Consider the following 17,993-nt stretch of genomic DNA (forward strand, 5'->3'; position numbering starts at 1 on the left):
CATCGCGCACAATGACCGCTCTGCCGCAGCGCGGCACGGCTCCCCCGCAGGATTCCCCACCCATGTTGCTGATGATCGATAACTACGACAGCTTCACCTTCAACCTCGTGCAGTACCTGGGCGAGTTGGGACAGGAGGTGAAGGTGGTGCGCAACGATGCGCTGGAGGTAGCGAACATCCGCGCGCTTAGGCCCTCGCACATCATGATTTCGCCAGGTCCTGGCACCCCGGACGATGCAGGCGTGTCCTTGGCGGTGTTGCGTGAGTTGAGTACGGAGATTCCGGTCTTCGGTGTGTGCCTGGGCCATCAGGCGATCGGCCAGGCATTCGGTGGCAAGGTGGTTCGCGCCAAGCAGATCATGCATGGCAAAACCTCCCCGGTGCGTCACCTGGGCACGGGCGTGTTTGCGGGTTTGCCCGATCCGTTCGAAGCGACGCGTTATCACTCGCTGGTGGTGGAGCAGGGGTCGTTGCCCGATTGCCTGGAAATCACCGCGTGGACCGAAAACCCGGATGGTTCCATCGACGAGATCATGGGCCTGCGCCACAAGACGTTGCAGGTGGAAGGGGTGCAGTTCCATCCCGAATCGATCCTCACGCAGCACGGTCATGACATGTTGCGCAATTTCCTGGGGCTGCCGTTGCAAAAGCTCGCCGCATGACCGGGCGCGCCATCACCATCACGCCGCAGGAAGCGCTACAGCGCACGATCGAGCATCGCGAAATCTTTCACGATGAAATGATCGCGCTGATGCGCCAGATCATGAGCGGTGAAGTGAGCCCGCTCATGACCGCCGCGATCATCACCGGCTTGCGCGTGAAGAAAGAAACCGTGGGCGAGATCACCGGTGCTGCCACGGTGATGCGCGATCTCTCAGCGAAAGTGGATGCGCCGCCGCATCCGCATTTCGTGGATATCGTGGGTACGGGTGGAGACGGCGCCTCCAGTTTCAATATTTCCACAGCGTCCATGTTCGTGGCGGCGGCGGCCGGTGCACGCATCGCCAAGCATGGTGGACGCAGCGTTTCGTCCAAGTCCGGCAGTGCGGATGTGCTCGAAGCGCTCGGCGCGTGCATCGAGCTGACGCCTGCGCAGGTGACGCAATGCATGGTCGAAACGGATATCGGCTTCATGTTCGCGCCCAATCATCATCCGGCGATGAAAATCGTCGCGCCGGTGCGCAAGGAAATGGGCGTGCGCACGCTGTTCAACATTCTGGGCCCGCTGACCAATCCTGCCGGCGCCCCGAACATTTTGATGGGCGTTTTTCATCCGGATCTTGTCGGCATCCAGGTACGCGCCTTGCAAGCGCTCGGCGCGCAGCACGCGCTGGTGGTGTGGGGGCGCGATGGCATGGACGAGATTTCGCTGGGTGCCTCGACCCTGGTCGGCGAACTTCGTGACGGCGAGGTGCACGAGTACGAGGTGGAGCCCGAGGATTTTGGCCTGGCCATGGCCTCCAGCCGCAACCTGCGGGTGGAAAACGCCCAGGAGTCCAAGGCCATGCTGCTCGATGCCCTGGAAAATCACCACGGCGTGGCGCACGACATCGTCTGCCTGAACGCCGGGGCCGCGCTGTACACGGCCGGGCTGGTCGCTACCATTGGCGGCGGCATCGAGCTGGCCCGGGCGACCATCGCTAGCGGCGCGGCTCGTGCCAAAATGGAGGCGTTCGTGGCAACGACCCGGAAACTGGCGGGTGGTTGCTAGCCTCGTCGTCGCCCTTGTCGTTTTCCCTCTCGCACGTGCCGATCAGTACTCATGACCGACATTCTTCAACGCATCCTTGCCCGTAAGGTGGAGGAACTCGCCGAGCGCAGCGCCAAGTTGCCGCTGAAGGAATTGTCTGCCCGCGTGGCCGACATGCCCGATACGCGCGGCTTCGCGGCCGCGGTCGAGGCGAAGATCGCCGCGGGCGAAGCGGCGGTCATCGCCGAGGTAAAAAAGGCGAGCCCGAGCAAAGGCGTGATTCGCCCCGACTTCGACCCCGTATCGATTGCGCGCAGTTACGAACTCGGCGGCGCTGCATGTCTGTCGGTGCTTACGGACAAGGATTTCTTTCAGGGCAGCGAGGATTTTCTGCGACAAGCGCGCGCCGCGTGTTCGCTGCCGGTGTTGCGCAAGGATTTCGTGATCGATCCCTACCAGGTCTACGAGGCGCGTGCGATCGGTGCCGATTGCATTCTGTTGATTGTTGCCGCGCTGGGTGATGCGGACTTGCTGGAGTTGTCCTTGCTGGCCGCCGATCTGGATCTGGATGTGCTGTGCGAAGTGCACGACGCCGAAGAACTGGAACGCGCACAGGCCGTGCCGGTACCGCTCATCGGCGTCAACAACCGCAATCTGCGCACGTTCGAAACATCACTGGAAACCACACTGGAATTGCAACAACTCATGGAATACGACCGCGTCCTGGTGGCGGAGTCCGGCATCCATACGCCTGATGATGTGGCGCGCTTGCGCGAGGCAGGCATCAACGCATTTCTGGTCGGCGAGGCATTTATGCGCGCCGCCGATCCTGGGCAGGAACTGAAGCGGCTGTTCGATACGCACTGATCATGGTTACAGGGGAAATGACTGATGCGCCGGTGCAAGCCGGTGGCGATACCGATGCATCGCGCACGGTGTTGTTCGATTTTGATGGCGTGCTGTTCCAGGGCGACGCCTTCGAACTGTTTATCCGCCATCGCTACGCCAGCTCGCCGATGCACAAAGTGCTGGCGGTGTTGACGATGCCCTGGTGGTTGTTGTGCGGCATCTGCTCTCGCAGGTGGGCGGCGCGGGCGCTGGTGCATGTGGCGCTTTGCGGGCTTGGCGCGCAGCGCTATCAAGGTGTCGCGGAAGCGTTTGCCGATCAGATCGTGCGCCGCCCGCGTGCGTTTTACCGCGATGGTTTGAATGCGCTGCGCAAACACCTTGCAGATGGCGATGAGGTCATCATCGTTACCGGTTGCGAGCGCATATTGGTAACGCGGCTGTTGCAGCAGCTTGGCCTGCCCGAAGTCACCATCGTCGCCTCGCAACTCAAACCCGGTTTGTTCGGCATGCGCACGCATGTGCACAACGTAGGTCGTCGAAAGATCCAGGGCCTTGCCGCCAAAGGCGTTGAGCGCTGGCGGCTTGCCTACAGCGATTCGTTCCAGGACATGCCCATGCTCAAGCAGGCGAGCGAGGCGGTGCTCGTCAATGGCACGCCCAAGTTGTGCAAGCGGGTGGAGAAGGCGATGGGTCGGGCGATCACGCGGGTGGCGTGGTACTGAAGCTTGCCTGTTGTCCATTTTTTCCACGCGCCGTCATGCCCGCTTTCGCAAGCGCGGCGGCGATGAGGTCACTGGGGCCCTCTCTTGTAATCCTTGACGTGCAGAGATACGTTAGTGCTTACGTAAGTGCTAACGGATACCCTGAATGTACCTTGCATCCCTTGGCAAACTCGCCCTTGGCAGCCGCCTGAAAGCCCTCAGTGACCACTTCTACGGCGCCGCCGACGAGGTCTACCAGACCCTGGGCGCCACGATCGAATCACGCTGGCTTCCGGTCTTGCGCTATCTATGGGATGTCGGGCCCAGCTCGGTCACGGAGGTGGCCGATGCCATTGGCCAGACGCACTCGGCGGTCAGCCAGCTCACCGACAAACTGGTGCATGCGGGCATGGTCCGACGTCAGCGCGATCCGGCCGATGGCCGCCGCACGGTATTGGTACTTACGGAGAAGGCACATGCTTCCCTCGCCGAGCTTGGCCCCATCTGGTGCGCCGTGCGGCGTGGCGTAACGTTCTCGCTGGAGGAGCATGCAGCGCAACTGCTGGATGCCATCGAGGCATGCGAACGCGCTTTGCAGGAACGCCCGGTCGTCCAGGCGATCTTGGCCGAGCACGCGGCCATCGAAGCCAGTCCGGTGGAGGTTGTGCCGTATGCGCCGGAGTTGCGCGAGCACTTCCACCGCTTGAACGCCCAATGGCTGGAGCGCTATTTCCGTATCGAGGAGATCGATGGCGTCGTGATGAGCGACCCGGAGCGTTACATCCTGCAACCGGGTGGTGCGATCTTTTTCGCCCGCTTGGGCGAGGACATCATCGGTACGTGTGCGTTGTTGCAGGAATCGCCCGGCGTGTTCGAACTCACCAAAATGGGCGTCGATGAAACATTTCGCGGCTTGGGAGCGGGCAAGCGCCTACTTGATGCGTGCATTGCCGAATTCCATCGACGCGAAGGGCACACGCTGTTTCTGGAATCCAACAGCGTCCTCAGGCCCGCGCTGCGCATGTACGAGAAGGCCGGCTTCGTATTGCAGCCGTCAATACGCCCGGGCTCGCACTACGAGCGGGCGGATGTGTACATGGTCTATCAGGATCGTTGACCGAACGCTCTGTGGAACGGGATTGGAGCCGAATCCTGCGGTGTCACTCCGGCGAAAGCCCTGGTCCAGCAACTTTCCCGTATGTATCGCTAAAAACGCCAGCCCCGGCTTTCACTGGGGCGGCGAGATAACACTTGGATTTCACGTCCACGAATGGAAGCGGAAAAAGCTTAGCGTGTGCCGCGCACCACGATGGTCTTGCCCGACACGTCGATCATCCCTTGCTCTTCAAGCTGCTTGAGCACGCGGCCCACCATCTCGCGCGAGCAACCCACGATGCGGCTCACTTCCTGACGCGAAATGCGGATCTGGGTGCCTTCGGGATGACTCATCGCATCCGGCTCCTGACACAGATCCAGCAGGGTGCGCGAGATGCGGTTGGTGACATCCATGAACGCCATGCGGCTGACCTGGCGCGAGGTACGCAGCAGGCGGTGAGTGAGCTGCGCGCCGATAGCGAAGAGGATCTTCGGGCATTCCTCGCGCAGCGGACCTTCCATCAGCTGGAACAGGCGCTCGTAGCTGATTTCGGCCATTTCGCATGGGCTGCGTGTGCGCACCATCGATTCGCGCTGCGCTTGCTCAACGAACAGGCCCATCTCGCCGATGAACTGGCCACGGCTGATGTAGGCGAGGATCAGTTCGCGACCTTGCTCGTCCTCGGTGCAGACGGCCAGCGAGCCTTCGATCACGTAGTAAAGGGTGTTGGCGGGGTCGCCGGGGCGGATGATGGCGGTCTTGCCCGGGTAGCGGCGCCGATGGCAGAGCCCAAGGAAACGTTCCATGGAGGCGGGGTCGGGCGCAAAGCCCAGCGGTGCCTGTGAACGTTCGAAGGCCTGTTGTAACTGGTATTTCAGTTGCACCACAGAAGTTTCCCCAAGCTGAGTTGGTCTCAAGGGCCGCCTTCCCGCGACCCGACTCTACGCGCCGTCCCTTGCAGCCCAGGCATTATGGCAAAGACGATGAATGCGGTGTGAGCTTTAAAGGTTCTGTTTTTATCCAATTTGACGCATAATTTGCAGTCTTCCGGACGGCGGCCGCTGCCATCGTTCGTTCACAAGGGGCGTGCAGGATAAGGGTCCAGCACGCTTTTCCAATCAGCGGGGACCCTTGTAGCTAACCCGCCTCACCTGTCGGCCGTGACCCGGCCATGGAGTGTCGCCGTGGTGAAACCCCTCCCGCGCCTGCGCCTGCAGGGCTTCAACAACCTTACCAAAGCCCTCAGCTTCAATATTTACGACATCTGCTATGCGGTGTCGGAAGATCAGCGCCAGCGCTACATCGAGTACATCGACGAGCAGTACGACGCCGATCGTCTAACGCAAATTCTTACTGACGTGGCCGAGATCATCGGCGCGAACATCCTCAACGTGGCCCGCCAGGACTACGATCCGCAGGGTGCGTCGGTCACCATCCTCATTTCCGAGGAACCGGTGGTGGAGAAGCTCGGCCGCGACACGATTTCCGATGCCGTGGTCGCGCACATGGACAAGAGCCACATCACCGTCCACACCTATCCGGAAACGCATCCGCACAACGGTATCGCGACCTTCCGCGCGGACATTGATGTTGCCACCTGCGGTGTGATCTCACCGTTGAAGGCCCTGAACTACCTGATCGACAGCTTCGAGTCGGACATCGTGGTGTGCGACTACCGCGTGCGCGGTTTCACGCGTGACGTGAGGGGCAAGAAGCACTTCATCGATCACAAGATCAACTCCGTGCAGGACTATCTGGCACGCCACATCCGCCAGAAATACGAGATGTTCGATGTGAACGTGTATCAGGAAAACATTTTCCACACGAAGATGCACATCAAGGACTTCGATCTGGATACGTATCTATTTGAAGCGCACGCGGACGACCTGTCGTTCAAGGAGCGCCAGAAGATCGAGCAGTTGCTTCGTCGCGAGATCGAGGAGCTGTTCCACGGGCGCAACTTGATGTAACGAAAAACCCGCCGAAAGGCGGGTTTTTTCTTTTGCCCTCGTTCCCCCTTTGTGGGGAGGATCGAGATGAGGGGCAATGCTCGCCCCAAGTTTCCTGCCATCTCACCGTCATTCAGCCCCGGCCTTCGCCGGAATGACGGTGAGTCAAAACTTAGGCTGATTTAAGCGTAAGGACTCAAACCCGATACGCCACCGTCTTCATCACCATCGACGTGGCCTGCATCATCTGCGGAATCGGAAACGGTAACGCAATGCCGCCACGCTCCCGCGCACGCTGCGCATGCAGCGCCTCCTCGTCTTGCATCTGTTTTAGCACCGCACGCGAACGCTCATCCTGCGCCGGCAGCTTGTCCATATGCTCGGCCAGATGTGCTTCAACCTGCTTTTCGGTTTCCACCACGAACCCAAGGCTCACCTTGTCACCCGCCAGCGCGGCCAGCGCGCCGATCGCATAGCTGCCCGCATACCAAAGCGGATTGAGCAGGCTCGGCTGGCTGTCCAGCTCGTGCAGGCGTTCTGCACACCAGGCAAGGTGGTCGGTTTCTTCGGCGGCTGCGGTGTTGAGGTGTTCGCGGTTTTCTTCCTGGCGTGCAAACGCCGCCTGTCCGTCGTACAGCGCTTGCGCGCACACCTCGCCGGTGTGATTCACGCGCATCAGGCCGGCGGCGTGGCGGCGTTCTTTGTCGTCCAGCTCCGCCGCGGCGACGCCGTGCGCAGGCGAATGACGATGTGCTTCCGGTGTGCCGGCCACGGTTTCCAGCGCGCGCTCGATGCCGGCCAGCAAGCGGTCGAGGGGAGTAAGCGTACGTGCGTTCATGACGGTATCCATTGCTGTGCGAGCAGGGTCAGTGGATGCAAAGTAGGCACGGTGGACGCGTGTTCGTCCAGCCCCGCGGCCAGATGCATCCGGCAGCCGATATTGGACGACAGAAGCCCTTGCACATCCAGCGTTTCGATGTGCGATAGAACGTTTTCCCGCAGCTGCGCGGCGCGTTCCGGGAACTGCAGCACATGGCTACCGGCGGCGCCGCAACAGTAGGGCGGGGTGGGAAGACGTTGCACGTCCAGTTGAGGAATGTGCTGCAGCAAGGTCAGCAAGGCACCATCGCTGCGCGCCACATTCGCTTGCGTGCATGGGACGTGCAGCGCAAACCGCGCGGGCAGCGGGCGAAAAGACAATGCGTCGGCACGCTCAGCCAACAGGCGGCAGGCATCTTCCACGCGCACATCCGGCAACGCGAAACGCAATGTGCTCAGGCAACCGGGTGACACGGTGACCAGATAATCCGCCTGGGCATCAGACCACGCTTGTCGAACGCGTGCGGACGCTGTCTCGGCCGCGCGGCTGGCACCATCGTGCAGGTCCAGTGCGCCACAACAAAATGCGGGCAGTCGAACCACGCGATATCCGGCCGCGATCAGCAACACCTCCACGGCGCGCTCCGCCTCGGCATCCTGCACGCTGGCCACGCATCCGGGAAATAGCGCGACGGTGCTCCCTCCCCCACCAGGCAGGGGAGGGCTGGGGCGGGGTAGCTTGAGCTTGCCTTGGACCCCAGCCCCCGCACCCCCGCGCAATAACGCCAAAGCAGCTCGCCAAGGGGCGTACTTCCGTCCAGGCACGAGAGAGCCAGCCCAGCCTGCCGCCCCTGTCCACCGGGCCAGCCGCGCCAGCCGCGCCAGCCATCGATTCAGCCGAGGCTGCTTCACCGCTTCCAGCAAAGCTGCTGGCCGCTGTGGCGCGGGTCCAAGCAGCCCCCGCGTCTGCACCAGCAACGCCTCATACTGGACTCCCGCCGGGCAAACCCGCTCACAGCTCAGGCAGCCCAGGCAGTGGTCCAGCGGTTCGCGCAACTCAGGGGTGACTGAGACCTGTCCCCGCGCCAGCGCCGCCGCGATGGCAATTCGCCCACGCGGCGACTCGGCCTCATTGCCGTCGAGGGCGTAGGTAGGGCACACCGGCAGGCATAAACCACACTGCACGCATTGGTCCGCCAGCACAGCGATGCGGGCTTGGGGGTTCTCAAGAAGCATACCGTTCATGCTATCATTCGCGACTCGCAGCCCACTTGGGCTTGCGCGGTAGATGAAAGCTTCGCTATCATCTCGCGCCTTTATTCACCGATTCCGCTTACCGCCCTACTGGCGGCAGACAGGTATTCCGAAATGAAAACGTTCAGCGCCAAGCCGGAAAGCGTCAAGCGCGACTGGTACGTGGTTGATGCCACGAACAAGACGCTCGGTCGACTCTCGTCCGAGATCGCGCGTCGCCTGCGCGGCAAGCACAAGCCCGAATTCACCCCGCACGTCGACACCGGCGACTATATCGTCGTGATCAACGCCGGGAAGGTGGCTGTCACCGGCGCCAAGCTGGACGACAAGATGTACCACCGTTTCACCGGCTACGTCGGCAACCTCAAGACCACCAGCCTGAAGGATCTTCTGGCTACGTATCCTGAGCGCGTCATCGAGATCGCCGTGAAGGGCATGCTGCCGAAGAACCCGCTGGGCCGCGAAATGTACCGCAAGCTCAAGGTGTACGGCGGCGCCGAACATCCGCATACCGCCCAGCAGCCGAAGGCGCTGGAAATCTAAGGAAGCATCATGGCGATTCAGCAGAATTACGGCACCGGCCGCCGCAAGACCTCCGCAGCCCGCGTGTTCCTGCGCAAGGGCACCGGCGCAATCGAAGTGAACGGCAAGAGCCTCGATGAGTTCTTTGGCCGCGAAACCTCGCGCATGATCGTGCGTCAGCCGCTCGAACTCACGCAGAGCGCCGACAAATTCGACATCAAGGTCACCGTTGCCGGTGGCGGCATCACCGGCCAGGCCGGCGCCATCCGCCTCGGCATCGCCCGTGCCCTGATCGAATACGACGAAAGCCTCAAGCCCTCGCTGCGTAAGGCCGGCTTCGTGACCCGCGACGCCCGCGAAGTCGAGCGTAAGAAGGTCGGTCTGCACAAGGCACGCCGCGCTACCCAGTTCTCGAAGCGCTAATCCTCACCCGAGGCAACGCTTCGACCGATCGGTGCACCAAGTCAGAGCGCACCGCCCGGAGAGACATTGGGAGATCGTCTAACGGTAGGACAACGGACTCTGACTCCGTTTATCTAGGTTCGAATCCTAGTCTCCCAGCCAAATACAAAAGCCCGCCCGCAAGGCGGGCTTTTGTATTTGGCTGGGAGGGTTCAGGAGGCGGAGTTGTTCGACAAATTTGTCGGGAACAAATTTGGACAGCGCGCAGCACTGGCCTCGGAGCGCGTAGCGCGGAGGGGTGAGCCCCATGGATGGGGTGAACAATCCTGGTCTTCAGCCAAACAGGCTTCCTAGGTTTTCCAAGGAAGCTTAGGAAATCAAAAAGCCCCGTTTAAGAGCGGGGTTTTTTTGTTGCTTATCGTCCAAAGTCATCTCGCGTTTTCGCAGAAAATGTTGCGAACTACCGGCGCTCCACCACAACCCTGACGAGTGCCACGCCAGCGTAGTGGTCAGGCCATAAATCCATGGTCGTGAGCCGAAACCCCTTCTTTTCTGCTACACGACAGGCCGCCTTGCACAGTCGCCCAGGCCGGCCTACAGTGGTCCGACTGCGGTGCGGGAGCACCCATAAGGGGGCGAGGCCATGGATCACAGTCCATTCGGTGGGGCGTTTCATCCCATAGCCATACCGGAAGTGAGAAGCCTCAGCGAGGGACAGACTCGCTCGCAGCAAATGCAGCCGTTTGCCTTACGACCCAAGAGCACCGCGTTCAGCGTGTTCGAAGGCACCACCACGCATGCGATGCCCGCGCAACAGACCAGCTGGACACAGCACGTGGCGGAAACGCCGATCCAAGGGCTAAGCACCAAATATGTCAAGCTGTTCACGTCCATGGGCTCGGTCGCCAATTTGACCAGAGCCAACAAGACATTGGTCAAAGGCGAAGGCGCATATGCCGGAACCAAGGCCTTGCAGTCGGCACAAACCGCGGCCAGTTTGCTGCGCATCAATGAAACGACTACGGCGTTCGGCAAGGAAGCCATAGGCGTTCCGACGCACGATGTCGGTGCCGGCATCATGGCCGAAGTACTGGCGCAGAAATGGGATGCAAAAACCCGAGGGGCTTCACTAGGCACCACCGGACTGCGAAAGACACTGGAAGCCAAGTACAAGCAGCTTGATTCCGTGGATGCGATGCGCAAGCAGGGAAAGGATGCAGTGTTGTCGCAGGTGTCCACCTCCCGCAGTGATGCAGCGTTGCGAGCGAGCGAGCGCGCTGCCGCAAAGGGCATTACAGATCCATCGGCAGTCAGTGCCTATGTGCAGAAAAAATTCCAGAAGCACGGGCTTGGCCCTGTTCCCGATGGCGTGTTGCCACTTGCGCAGCCGGGGCCTTTTAGCGGCGGTTTCTATCCGATCGTTCCGCAGCGGGTAAAAAGCCTGGCGTCGGTGCAGCAAGCGTCATGGGAATCGCAACCGTTCGTCGTGCGGCCTGGTGCAAGCCAGTCTCGCGTCTATGAAGGCAGCACCACGCAGATTGCGCCCACACAGGGGACGAGTTGGGAGCAGCACATCGCCACCCCTTCGCAGGACATGAGCTCCAAGTACACCAGCCTTTTCCCGAGCCTACTCGGCGTCTCCGACCTCGGACGCGCGAACAAGGCGTTGGTAAAAGGTGGTAGCGATACGCTAAGCCCGGAGCCAGGAAAGAATATTTGGCGCGGCAAAAGCTACAGCCCGCAAGCGCAACTCACAGCGACATTGTTGCGCGTGAACGAAACGACCACGGCGTTCGGCAAGGAATCGCTGGGCTCGCCAACGCACGACGCCGGAACCGGCATCATGGCCGAAGCACTTGCCATAAAGTGGCAGGCGAAGACTCAAGGCCAAGAGGTGAACACGACTAAACTAGGTGTCCATTTGACGGAAAAATTTCCGCAGTTAGATACCGTGGAGAAGATGCGCAAGCAAGGCCCGGACGCCCTGGTGGGACAAATAGCGCAGTCACGCATGAATGCAGCCGTGATGGCAGCGCAACGTGGCCACGCGAAGGGCAAGTCCGATATCAACGAATACGTGCAGCGCAAATTCGCCAAGCATGGACTGGGACAGGTTCCGAGCGGATGGGCGGCGAAATTCAAATCGCTTTGATAGGTATCTGATGAGGGGAACATAACGGCCGCGACCTGCGGCCGTTGTTACATGTGACAGGCGTGGATGAACGAATGTCCGATTTCTTTCGCCATACCCAAGACGGCTGGCGGATTGCTGAAGGCGCCGAATCCCATGTTTACACCCACCCATACAACGGGCTAAATAAAGCCCTTTCGAACGCAAATCGACAAGTCGTCTGCGCCGATCCCTGGCAGCGCGCATCGGTTGGGTATGTAGAGGCGAGCAAGGTGGCACTCACTCACGTGTTTATGATCACGCGTCGGCTCCGCGGTGGCGTTTTTCCCTTCGTGATGCTCTGGGTGGTCGCTTCGGCTGTGCATGCTGGGACTGATCTACAACTCCAATCCCTTACCACTGAGCATCAAACCCAGCCGCTAGCCATCGATGTCGCCTCGCCACGCTTCGCGTGGATCGTGACGCATGCGCCACGTGGGACAACTCCCGAGGCTTACCGTATTGAAGTGGCGCGCAGCACCGCATTGCTGGCGGTGGACCACCCTGACGTATGGGATAGCGGTCGCGTTGCGAGCAGGACCTCCTTCGACATCGATTACGCGGGACCGCCGCTTGCGCCCTCGAGCCGTTATTACTGGAAAGTGAGCGCGCAGACCTCGGCGGGCGAAGCTAGCGCCATATCCTGGTTCGAGACCGGGCCTTCGTCGCAGGAATGGTCGCACGCCGCGTGGATCGGCAAACCTCCTGGCCGAAGCATGGCCGCGCCATTGCTGCGGCGCGTGTTCCCTGTAGAAAAGGATTTGGTGTCGGCGCGGCTGTATGTGGCCGCGGGTGGCTACGCCGATGTGTCGATCAACGGACGTCCAGCGGGCAACGCCGTACTTTCGCCCGATTTCACTGACTATGACAAGCGCGTGCTTTACGTCGCGCGGGACGTAACGGCCCTGCTACGGCAAGAATCGGCCAATGCCATCGGCATCGAACTCGGGCGTGGCTATTACGGCCTGACCAACGCGGACGTTTGGCATTGGGAGAAAGCTCCCTGGCATGGCGAGCCGCGTGTACGCGTGCTCTTGAAACTTTGCTACGCGAATGGCCATTGTCAATTCACCGGAACGAATGCGGATTGGCGCGTGCACGATGGCCCCACGCTGCTGGATGATGTGTATGGCGGCGAAACCTACGACGCCCGCCGCACACAATCGGGTTTCGACACCACGAACTTCGACGACCATGACTGGCGAGCGGCCGCCGTGCTGCTCGCACCCAAAGGTATGCTGCAAGCGCAGCGCGAACCACCGGTGCGTGTAACGCAAACCCTTCAAGCGACCGCGGTGAACAAGCTGCGCAATGGCGGCTATGTGTTTGCTTTTCCGCGCGTCATTGCCGGTTGGGTCACGGTGACCGTGCGAGGGCAAGCCGGAGATACCATCGTTCTGCATTACGGCGAAAAGCTGCTCCCCGATGGCAGCGTCGACGATCGCGATGAGCACCACTACTTCGCGCATGGCTTGCAAACAGATCGTTTCACGCTCGCAGGAAAGGGCAGCGAGCAGTGGCATTCACATTTTTCCTGGAAAGGCTTCCGCTACGTACAAGTCGATAACTGGCCGGGTGCTGCACCGTCGCTTGGCGCGATGACGGCCCAGGTCATTCATACCGACGTATCAGTCATCGGCCATTTCAGCAGCAGCAATGCGTTGCTCAACTGGATCCACACCGCTGCTGTCGACACCTTGCTCAACAATCTCTACGGCATCCCCACTGACACGCCGATGTACGAGAAGAACGGCTGGACGGGCGATGGCATGCTCGGCGCGGACATGATGCTGCGCAACCTGGGCGCGGACACGTTGTTGACCCAGTGGGTGCAAGACATTGCCGACGCACGTAATGCCGCAGGTGCACCGTTGCTCATCGCACCTAACCCCGGATGGGGCGACGTGCGTGCGCCGCCGTGGCATGCCGCCTATGTGCTGGTGCCGTGGTCGTTGTATTGGCAACGGGGCAATCGTGCCGTGCTGGTGGATAACGTCGATGGCATGGCGCACTATGTCGACCTTGAATGTTCGCGTTCGCCCGATGGCATTGCCGATACTGCGCTGGGTGATTGGGTAAGCCCGAACACATCCGCTGACGGCGGCAACGCACCGGAGGACAAACGCGTTGCTGCGACGGCGTATCTGTATCGCATGGCCGAGACGATGGCGAAGATCGAGCGCGTGCTTGGCGACGATAGTGAAGCACAGCACTTCGACGCGATGGCCACGCGCGTGCGCGACGCTTTCAATCGGCAATTCTTCGACTCATCAAAAGGCCTTTATCGCGGTGAGAGTGATGATGGTGTAAGGCAAACACATCAATTGCTGGCACTTGGCTTTGGCCTCGTGCCTGCAGCGCAACGCACGCGTGTCGCGAACGCTCTGGTGCAAGCCGTGCATGCGCATGATGATCATCTGGATACCGGTGCGCTGGGCACCAAGCTGCTGCTGCCGGTGCTTACGGCGACTGGTCATGCCGGGGTGGCGTGGATCGTCGCAACGCAAACCCGTTTTCCGAGCTGGGGTTATTGGCGCGCGCATGGCGCGACCAGCTTGTGGGAGCACTGGAAGCTTCAAGCGCGATCGCGTGACCATTACTTTCTAGGCACCATTGATGATTGGTTGTTTGGGGATGTTGCCGGGCTGCAGCCGCTGGCACCTGGATGGCAGCGTATAGCCATCCATCCTGCACTTACCGCCTGGTTGAATCATGCCGAGGCAGACACTGTTACGCCTTATGGCCGTGTCGCCGTGTCGTGGTCTCGCGGCGCAGATGGGCTGCAATTAGATATTGAAGTGCCCGTTGGGAGTACCGCCGACGTACGCATACCGGCAGCAAAGCCAGCGACGATCGTGGAATCAGGGCGAGCGCTGTCGACGTTGCCATGGATTCATGCGTTGCACACCTGCGGCACCGACACGTGCTTCGATCTGGCGTCGGGGCGTTATCACTTTACACAAGTCGCGGCGCAGAAGTGATCCGCAAGCCGCCATCGCTCGTATTCCGTGTATGCGAACGGATGGGTTTGTGGCGCTATGGAAAGGTCGTTAAGGACACCGGATGTCCTGCTTGCGCTTTCGCTGCTCATTGATGCTCGGAACGGCGCGAAAGAACATTTGCATGCGCCGTAGTATGGAGCACTGATAATGCGCATCTGACGCACTGTATCTTCTGCGCGAAATAACTAAAACGTATCGGGCAACGAAATCCCTACCTGCAATTCGCGCTATTGCACACAAATCATAAGTGCGCGTGTTTGCTAGGAAATATTCTTACTACGAGCATGCCCGAAGACATTTGCAAAAGTATTTCGTCTTTCGTAAACATGACGTAAGCCTGAGCTCGGCAATGGAACGTTGCCAAGAGTTTTGGCTTTGGGGAAAAACGTCGCTATCGATTCTGCTCCGCTTTAGGGGGCCGAACGCGTGCGCCTTGTAGGTTACGAGGAGCGCTAGGGAAGGTGTCCGCGGAACAACTAAATCAACCGCAGATCGAGGGAGCCTTCCATGTTGAGAACACCTATCGCTGCAGCCGTGCTCGCTGCACTGTCGTTTGCCACGGTCGCCAACGCCAGCGCAGATACCACTCCATCCGTCGGCCAGGGCGCCGCGGTCGAGAACGTCGCGGTACAAGCGTCGCCTCAGGACACTTCTTCTTCGTCATCGGACTCATCCAACGCCGATAAAAAGGCCAAGCGGCTCGATACCGTTGTCGTCAGCGGATCGTTGATCAACAACGCGCAAATCCAGACCGCCACACCCACGTACACGATCACCGCGCAGGACATCAAAGCGCGTGGTTTCAATTCGGTGACCGAAGTGCTGCAGAGCTCGGTATTCGCTACCGGTTCGGTGCAGGGCCCGCAGGAGAGTGGTGGCTTCACGCAAGGTGCGCAGACAATCAGCCTGTACGGCTTGAATCCCGAATACACGCTTACGTTGATCGATGGCAAGCCGATTACGCAGTTCGGCCAGCTCTACAACGGGCAAAGCAACTTCACCAATATTTCGAACATTCCGCTGTCGATGGTCGATCACATCGACATCATTCCTGGTGGCGGTTCATCCATTTACGGCTCGCAAGCGATCGCCGGCGTGGTCAATATCGTGACCAAGCAACATATGGATGGCTTTGAAGTGCTGGTGCGCGCCGGTGGTTACGACGGTGGCGGCGGCGCGAGCCAGCGTCTGGCTATTTCGTTCGGTCACGATTACGGCAAGCTCAACGTGCTCGGTTCATTCGAATTCGACAATCAGTCGCCGATCTGGGCTTATCAGCGCAGCTTCACCGCGACCACGCCGCACGATGAGCCGGTGGCCACGATTCCCGATTACGGCAACATCTTCAATTACACCGGCGCGATTCAGGGCTATATCAGCCCGCCGAATGGTTGCAGCGGGATGAGCGGCCTGTTCAATGGCACGACCAACGAGACCACGTCTGCCGTCGCCGGCCGCTACGGCACGTATTGCGGTTCGACACATGTGCTGGGCTACACCACCATGCTCAACCAGAGTCGCAGCTATGACGGTATGCTGAAGCTGCGTTATGACGTGAACGATCACGTGCGTCTGTACAGCGACATCCTGATGGATGCACAGACCCAGAAATTCACGCCCGGCTCGGATTTCATCTGGTGGGGACCGATCGATTACCCCTCTGGCCTGATCGAAGATGCGAAGACCGGTGACATCCTGGATCCCGAACGCATCTTTGCCCCGGAAGAAGTGGGCAACAACTACTACAACGAGTTGACCCGTCAGTTCGATCTTATGTACCAGGCGGATGTTGGTGCGAACGGTACGTTCGGCGATTCGAACTGGAACTGGGATGTTTACTTCGTGCGCTCCGGTGACCGCACCAGCGAAACCTCGCCGGAACGCCTCGCGTCGGCGGTCGACAATTACTTCAATTCGATCCTCGGGCCGTCAGTTGGCTCAGATCCGAATACGGGGTTGAACATGTACAACCCCAACTATGCGGCGTTCTTTACACCGCTGACGCCGGCCCAGGTGGCCAGCTTCACGGTGCCCATCGAACAGAACTCCAATACCTGGGTTAACAACACCCGCGCGACGGTCAGCAATGACAGCCTGTTCCATCTGCCGGGTGGCGATGCGGGTTTTGCAGCGTTGATTGAGGGTGGCAGCGAGGGTTGGTATGAGCCCGCCAATCCGCTGGTCGCCAATGGCGATATCTGGGGTCTCACTGGTACGTCCGGCGGCGGCACACGTAACCACGTTGCGTCGGCCTTCCAATTGAACCTGCCGGTGCTAAAGCCGCTTACGTTCGATCTTTCCGGCCGTTACGATCATTACTCGCTTCCGTCGGGCGGCCAGACCAATGGCAAGTTCACCTTCAAGGCGGGTGTTGAATACCGCCCGTTCGATACATTGCTGCTGCGTGGTAACTACGCCACGTCGTTCCTGGCGCCGGACATGTCTGCGTTGTATCTGGGCCCCAGCGGCAATTATCAGGACGTGACCGACTATTACCTGTGCCAAGTTCAAAACGGCGGCAAGGATTGCGCCGCGGACTTCCAGGAACAGGTGAATGGCACCTTGTACTCCAACAAGGGCCTCAAGCCCACCACGGCCAAGAGCTGGACCGGCGGTTTTGTCTGGGCGCCGCTCACCAACATGAGCTTCAGCACGGACTTCCTGCACATCGCCATCACCAACGAAATCGCACCGCAGCCGGCCGATCTGTTGATGCGTCAGGATTCGCAGTGCTTGCTCGGCCAGCTTCCCACCACCTCGCCGGTGTGTCTGGCAGTGCTTGGACCGAACGGTAACGACGGCCAGGTCGTGCGCAATTCGGTGACCGGCATGGTCGATACGATCACCCAGTACTACATCAACATTTCCAACGAAGTCACCGACTCGATCACCTCTGAGTTCAAGTATCAGTTCACCCCAACCCGAGTGGGTACCTTCGGCCTGCAGTTCGATTACAACGACATGCTGAAGCATTCCTATCAGATCTACCCGGGCAGCATGCCGATCAATCAGTTGACCAACCCGCTGTACAGCTCTGAGTTCAAGAGCATCGTCAGCGGCGCGTTGAACTGGTCGTTCCACGACAAGTACTCCAGCACCTTGTACTGGCACCGCTATGGCGCCTCGCCCAACTACACCGGCATGGTGGACGGCCCCAATTACCCTGGTGCGGGTCACGTGGCCCCGTGGATTACGTTCAACTACAGCTTCAGTTATGTGCCGGTGCCGGGTCTGGAACTTTCGCTGCTAGTGAACAACCTGCTCAACAGGATGCCGCCCAAAGATCCGAGCTTCACCGCGTTCCCGTTCTTCAACACTGAGAACTACGACGTATACGGGCGCGAAATCATGGCGCAGCTGGATTACCAGTTCGGCGGTACCAAGTAAATTTGTAATGCCCCCGACTAGGCCGGGCTCGCAAGGGCCCGGCACTTTTTTGAGCCTCGCCGACCTTTGGGGGTGGAGATTTCCACCTCGGCACTCTTTATGATGCCCCCGATCGCTCCACGTTGAGGATGGCAACAGCGCAGGTGGCAAAG

General features: G+C 60.1%; 14 protein-coding genes and 1 tRNA gene. 12 read left to right on the top strand and 3 right to left on the bottom strand.

The annotated features are described in order from the left end of the window. Positions 1 to 62 precede the first annotated feature (62 nt). The 5 genes from DWU98_RS07110 to DWU98_RS07130 all read left to right on the top strand — a co-directional run bounded on the left by DWU98_RS07110 (position 63) and on the right by DWU98_RS07130 (position 4,357). Entirely contained in the window at positions 63 to 662 is a 600-nt protein-coding gene (locus tag DWU98_RS07110) for an anthranilate synthase component II (RefSeq protein ID WP_115495096.1), read from the top strand. After that, a complete protein-coding gene (trpD, locus tag DWU98_RS07115; protein ID WP_115494800.1) occupies positions 659 to 1,711 on the top strand; it encodes an anthranilate phosphoribosyltransferase in 1,053 nt (350 codons plus the stop codon). Before DWU98_RS07110 ends, trpD begins: the two co-directional genes overlap by 4 nt. 51 nt (positions 1,712 to 1,762) lie before the next feature. Further along, positions 1,763 to 2,557 carry an indole-3-glycerol phosphate synthase TrpC gene (trpC, locus tag DWU98_RS07120; RefSeq protein WP_115494801.1) on the top strand — a complete coding sequence of 265 codons (795 nt, stop codon included), beginning with the start codon at positions 1,763 to 1,765 and terminating at the stop codon, positions 2,555 to 2,557. A gap of 17 nt (positions 2,558 to 2,574) precedes the next feature. Continuing rightward, a complete protein-coding gene (locus DWU98_RS07125) occupies positions 2,575 to 3,261 on the top strand; it encodes a haloacid dehalogenase-like hydrolase (RefSeq protein WP_230474740.1) in 687 nt (228 codons plus the stop codon). Positions 3,262 to 3,406: 145 nt separating this feature from the next. Then, the gene (locus tag DWU98_RS07130) at positions 3,407 to 4,357 is read left to right on the top strand and encodes a bifunctional helix-turn-helix transcriptional regulator/GNAT family N-acetyltransferase (RefSeq protein WP_115494803.1); all 951 of its coding nucleotides are present in this window, start codon (positions 3,407 to 3,409) and stop codon (positions 4,355 to 4,357) included. A 170-nt stretch (positions 4,358 to 4,527) separates the two neighbouring features. Here the strand turns inward: DWU98_RS07130 and crp are convergent, their stop codons facing one another. Continuing rightward, the gene (gene crp, locus DWU98_RS07135; RefSeq protein ID WP_115494804.1) at positions 4,528 to 5,223 is read right to left on the bottom strand and encodes a cAMP-activated global transcriptional regulator CRP; all 696 of its coding nucleotides are present in this window, start codon (positions 5,221 to 5,223) and stop codon (positions 4,528 to 4,530) included. Between the two features lie 297 nt (positions 5,224 to 5,520). Here crp and speD point away from each other — a divergent pair, with 297 nt between their 5' ends. Beyond that, complete coding sequence (gene speD / locus DWU98_RS07140) at positions 5,521 to 6,306, top strand: adenosylmethionine decarboxylase (RefSeq protein WP_115494805.1); 786 nt, start codon at positions 5,521 to 5,523, stop codon at positions 6,304 to 6,306. A 175-nt stretch (positions 6,307 to 6,481) separates the two neighbouring features. Here the strand turns inward: speD and coq7 are convergent, their stop codons facing one another. Both coq7 and DWU98_RS07150 read right to left on the bottom strand, forming a co-directional pair. After that, positions 6,482 to 7,135: a 2-polyprenyl-3-methyl-6-methoxy-1,4-benzoquinone monooxygenase gene (gene coq7, locus DWU98_RS07145; protein ID WP_425480219.1), complete on the bottom strand. Its 654-nt coding sequence runs from the start codon at positions 7,133 to 7,135 to the stop codon at positions 6,482 to 6,484. Beyond that, positions 7,120 to 8,349, bottom strand: a complete 1,230-nt coding sequence (locus tag DWU98_RS07150; protein WP_115494806.1) for a (Fe-S)-binding protein — start codon at positions 8,347 to 8,349, stop codon at positions 7,120 to 7,122. Before DWU98_RS07150 ends, coq7 begins: the two co-directional genes overlap by 16 nt. A gap of 123 nt (positions 8,350 to 8,472) precedes the next feature. Here DWU98_RS07150 and rplM point away from each other — a divergent pair, with 123 nt between their 5' ends. The 6 genes from rplM (at position 8,473) to DWU98_RS07180 (ending at position 17,841) form a co-directional block, all read left to right on the top strand. Beyond that, positions 8,473 to 8,901 (top strand): 50S ribosomal protein L13, encoded by a 429-nt coding sequence (gene rplM / locus DWU98_RS07155; protein WP_115494807.1) that lies wholly within the window; start codon positions 8,473 to 8,475, stop codon positions 8,899 to 8,901. Between the two features lie 9 nt (positions 8,902 to 8,910). Then, a complete protein-coding gene (gene rpsI / locus DWU98_RS07160; RefSeq protein WP_115494808.1) occupies positions 8,911 to 9,303 on the top strand; it encodes a 30S ribosomal protein S9 in 393 nt (130 codons plus the stop codon). Positions 9,304 to 9,370: 67 nt separating this feature from the next. Next, positions 9,371 to 9,444, top strand: a tRNA-Gln gene (locus tag DWU98_RS07165). Between the two features lie 481 nt (positions 9,445 to 9,925). Beyond that, positions 9,926 to 11,434, top strand: a complete 1,509-nt coding sequence (locus DWU98_RS07170) for a hypothetical protein (RefSeq protein WP_147293249.1) — start codon at positions 9,926 to 9,928, stop codon at positions 11,432 to 11,434. A gap of 272 nt (positions 11,435 to 11,706) precedes the next feature. Beyond that, positions 11,707 to 14,433 carry an alpha-L-rhamnosidase gene (locus DWU98_RS07175; protein WP_230474755.1) on the top strand — a complete coding sequence of 909 codons (2,727 nt, stop codon included), beginning with the start codon at positions 11,707 to 11,709 and terminating at the stop codon, positions 14,431 to 14,433. Between the two features lie 528 nt (positions 14,434 to 14,961). Beyond that, positions 14,962 to 17,841 (top strand): TonB-dependent receptor plug domain-containing protein, encoded by a 2,880-nt coding sequence (locus DWU98_RS07180; RefSeq protein ID WP_115494811.1) that lies wholly within the window; start codon positions 14,962 to 14,964, stop codon positions 17,839 to 17,841. The last annotated feature ends 152 nt before the right edge of the window (positions 17,842 to 17,993 follow it).

This window comes from Dyella monticola (assembly GCF_003363155.1).
Classification (GTDB): domain Bacteria; phylum Pseudomonadota; class Gammaproteobacteria; order Xanthomonadales; family Rhodanobacteraceae; genus Dyella_B; species Dyella_B monticola.

What these genes read in the sequence shown, in the direction of transcription:
- DWU98_RS07110 (WP_115495096.1), top strand. Translation starts at nt 63, where the DNA reads ATGTTGCTGATGATCGATAACTACGACAGCTTCACCTTCAACCTCGTG.
- trpD (WP_115494800.1), top strand. Translation starts at nt 659, where the DNA reads ATGACCGGGCGCGCCATCACCATCACGCCGCAGGAAGCGCTACAGCGC.
- trpC (WP_115494801.1), top strand. Translation starts at nt 1,763, where the DNA reads ATGACCGACATTCTTCAACGCATCCTTGCCCGTAAGGTGGAGGAACTC.
- DWU98_RS07125 (WP_230474740.1), top strand. Translation starts at nt 2,575, where the DNA reads ATGACTGATGCGCCGGTGCAAGCCGGTGGCGATACCGATGCATCGCGC.
- DWU98_RS07130 (WP_115494803.1), top strand. Translation starts at nt 3,407, where the DNA reads ATGTACCTTGCATCCCTTGGCAAACTCGCCCTTGGCAGCCGCCTGAAA.
- coq7 (WP_425480219.1), bottom strand. Translation starts at nt 7,135, where the DNA reads ATGGATACCGTCATGAACGCACGTACGCTTACTCCCCTCGACCGCTTG.
- DWU98_RS07150 (WP_115494806.1), bottom strand. Translation starts at nt 8,349, where the DNA reads ATGAACGGTATGCTTCTTGAGAACCCCCAAGCCCGCATCGCTGTGCTG.
- rplM (WP_115494807.1), top strand. Translation starts at nt 8,473, where the DNA reads ATGAAAACGTTCAGCGCCAAGCCGGAAAGCGTCAAGCGCGACTGGTAC.
- rpsI (WP_115494808.1), top strand. Translation starts at nt 8,911, where the DNA reads ATGGCGATTCAGCAGAATTACGGCACCGGCCGCCGCAAGACCTCCGCA.
- DWU98_RS07170 (WP_147293249.1), top strand. Translation starts at nt 9,926, where the DNA reads ATGGATCACAGTCCATTCGGTGGGGCGTTTCATCCCATAGCCATACCG.
- DWU98_RS07175 (WP_230474755.1), top strand. Translation starts at nt 11,707, where the DNA reads ATGATCACGCGTCGGCTCCGCGGTGGCGTTTTTCCCTTCGTGATGCTC.
- DWU98_RS07180 (WP_115494811.1), top strand. Translation starts at nt 14,962, where the DNA reads ATGTTGAGAACACCTATCGCTGCAGCCGTGCTCGCTGCACTGTCGTTT.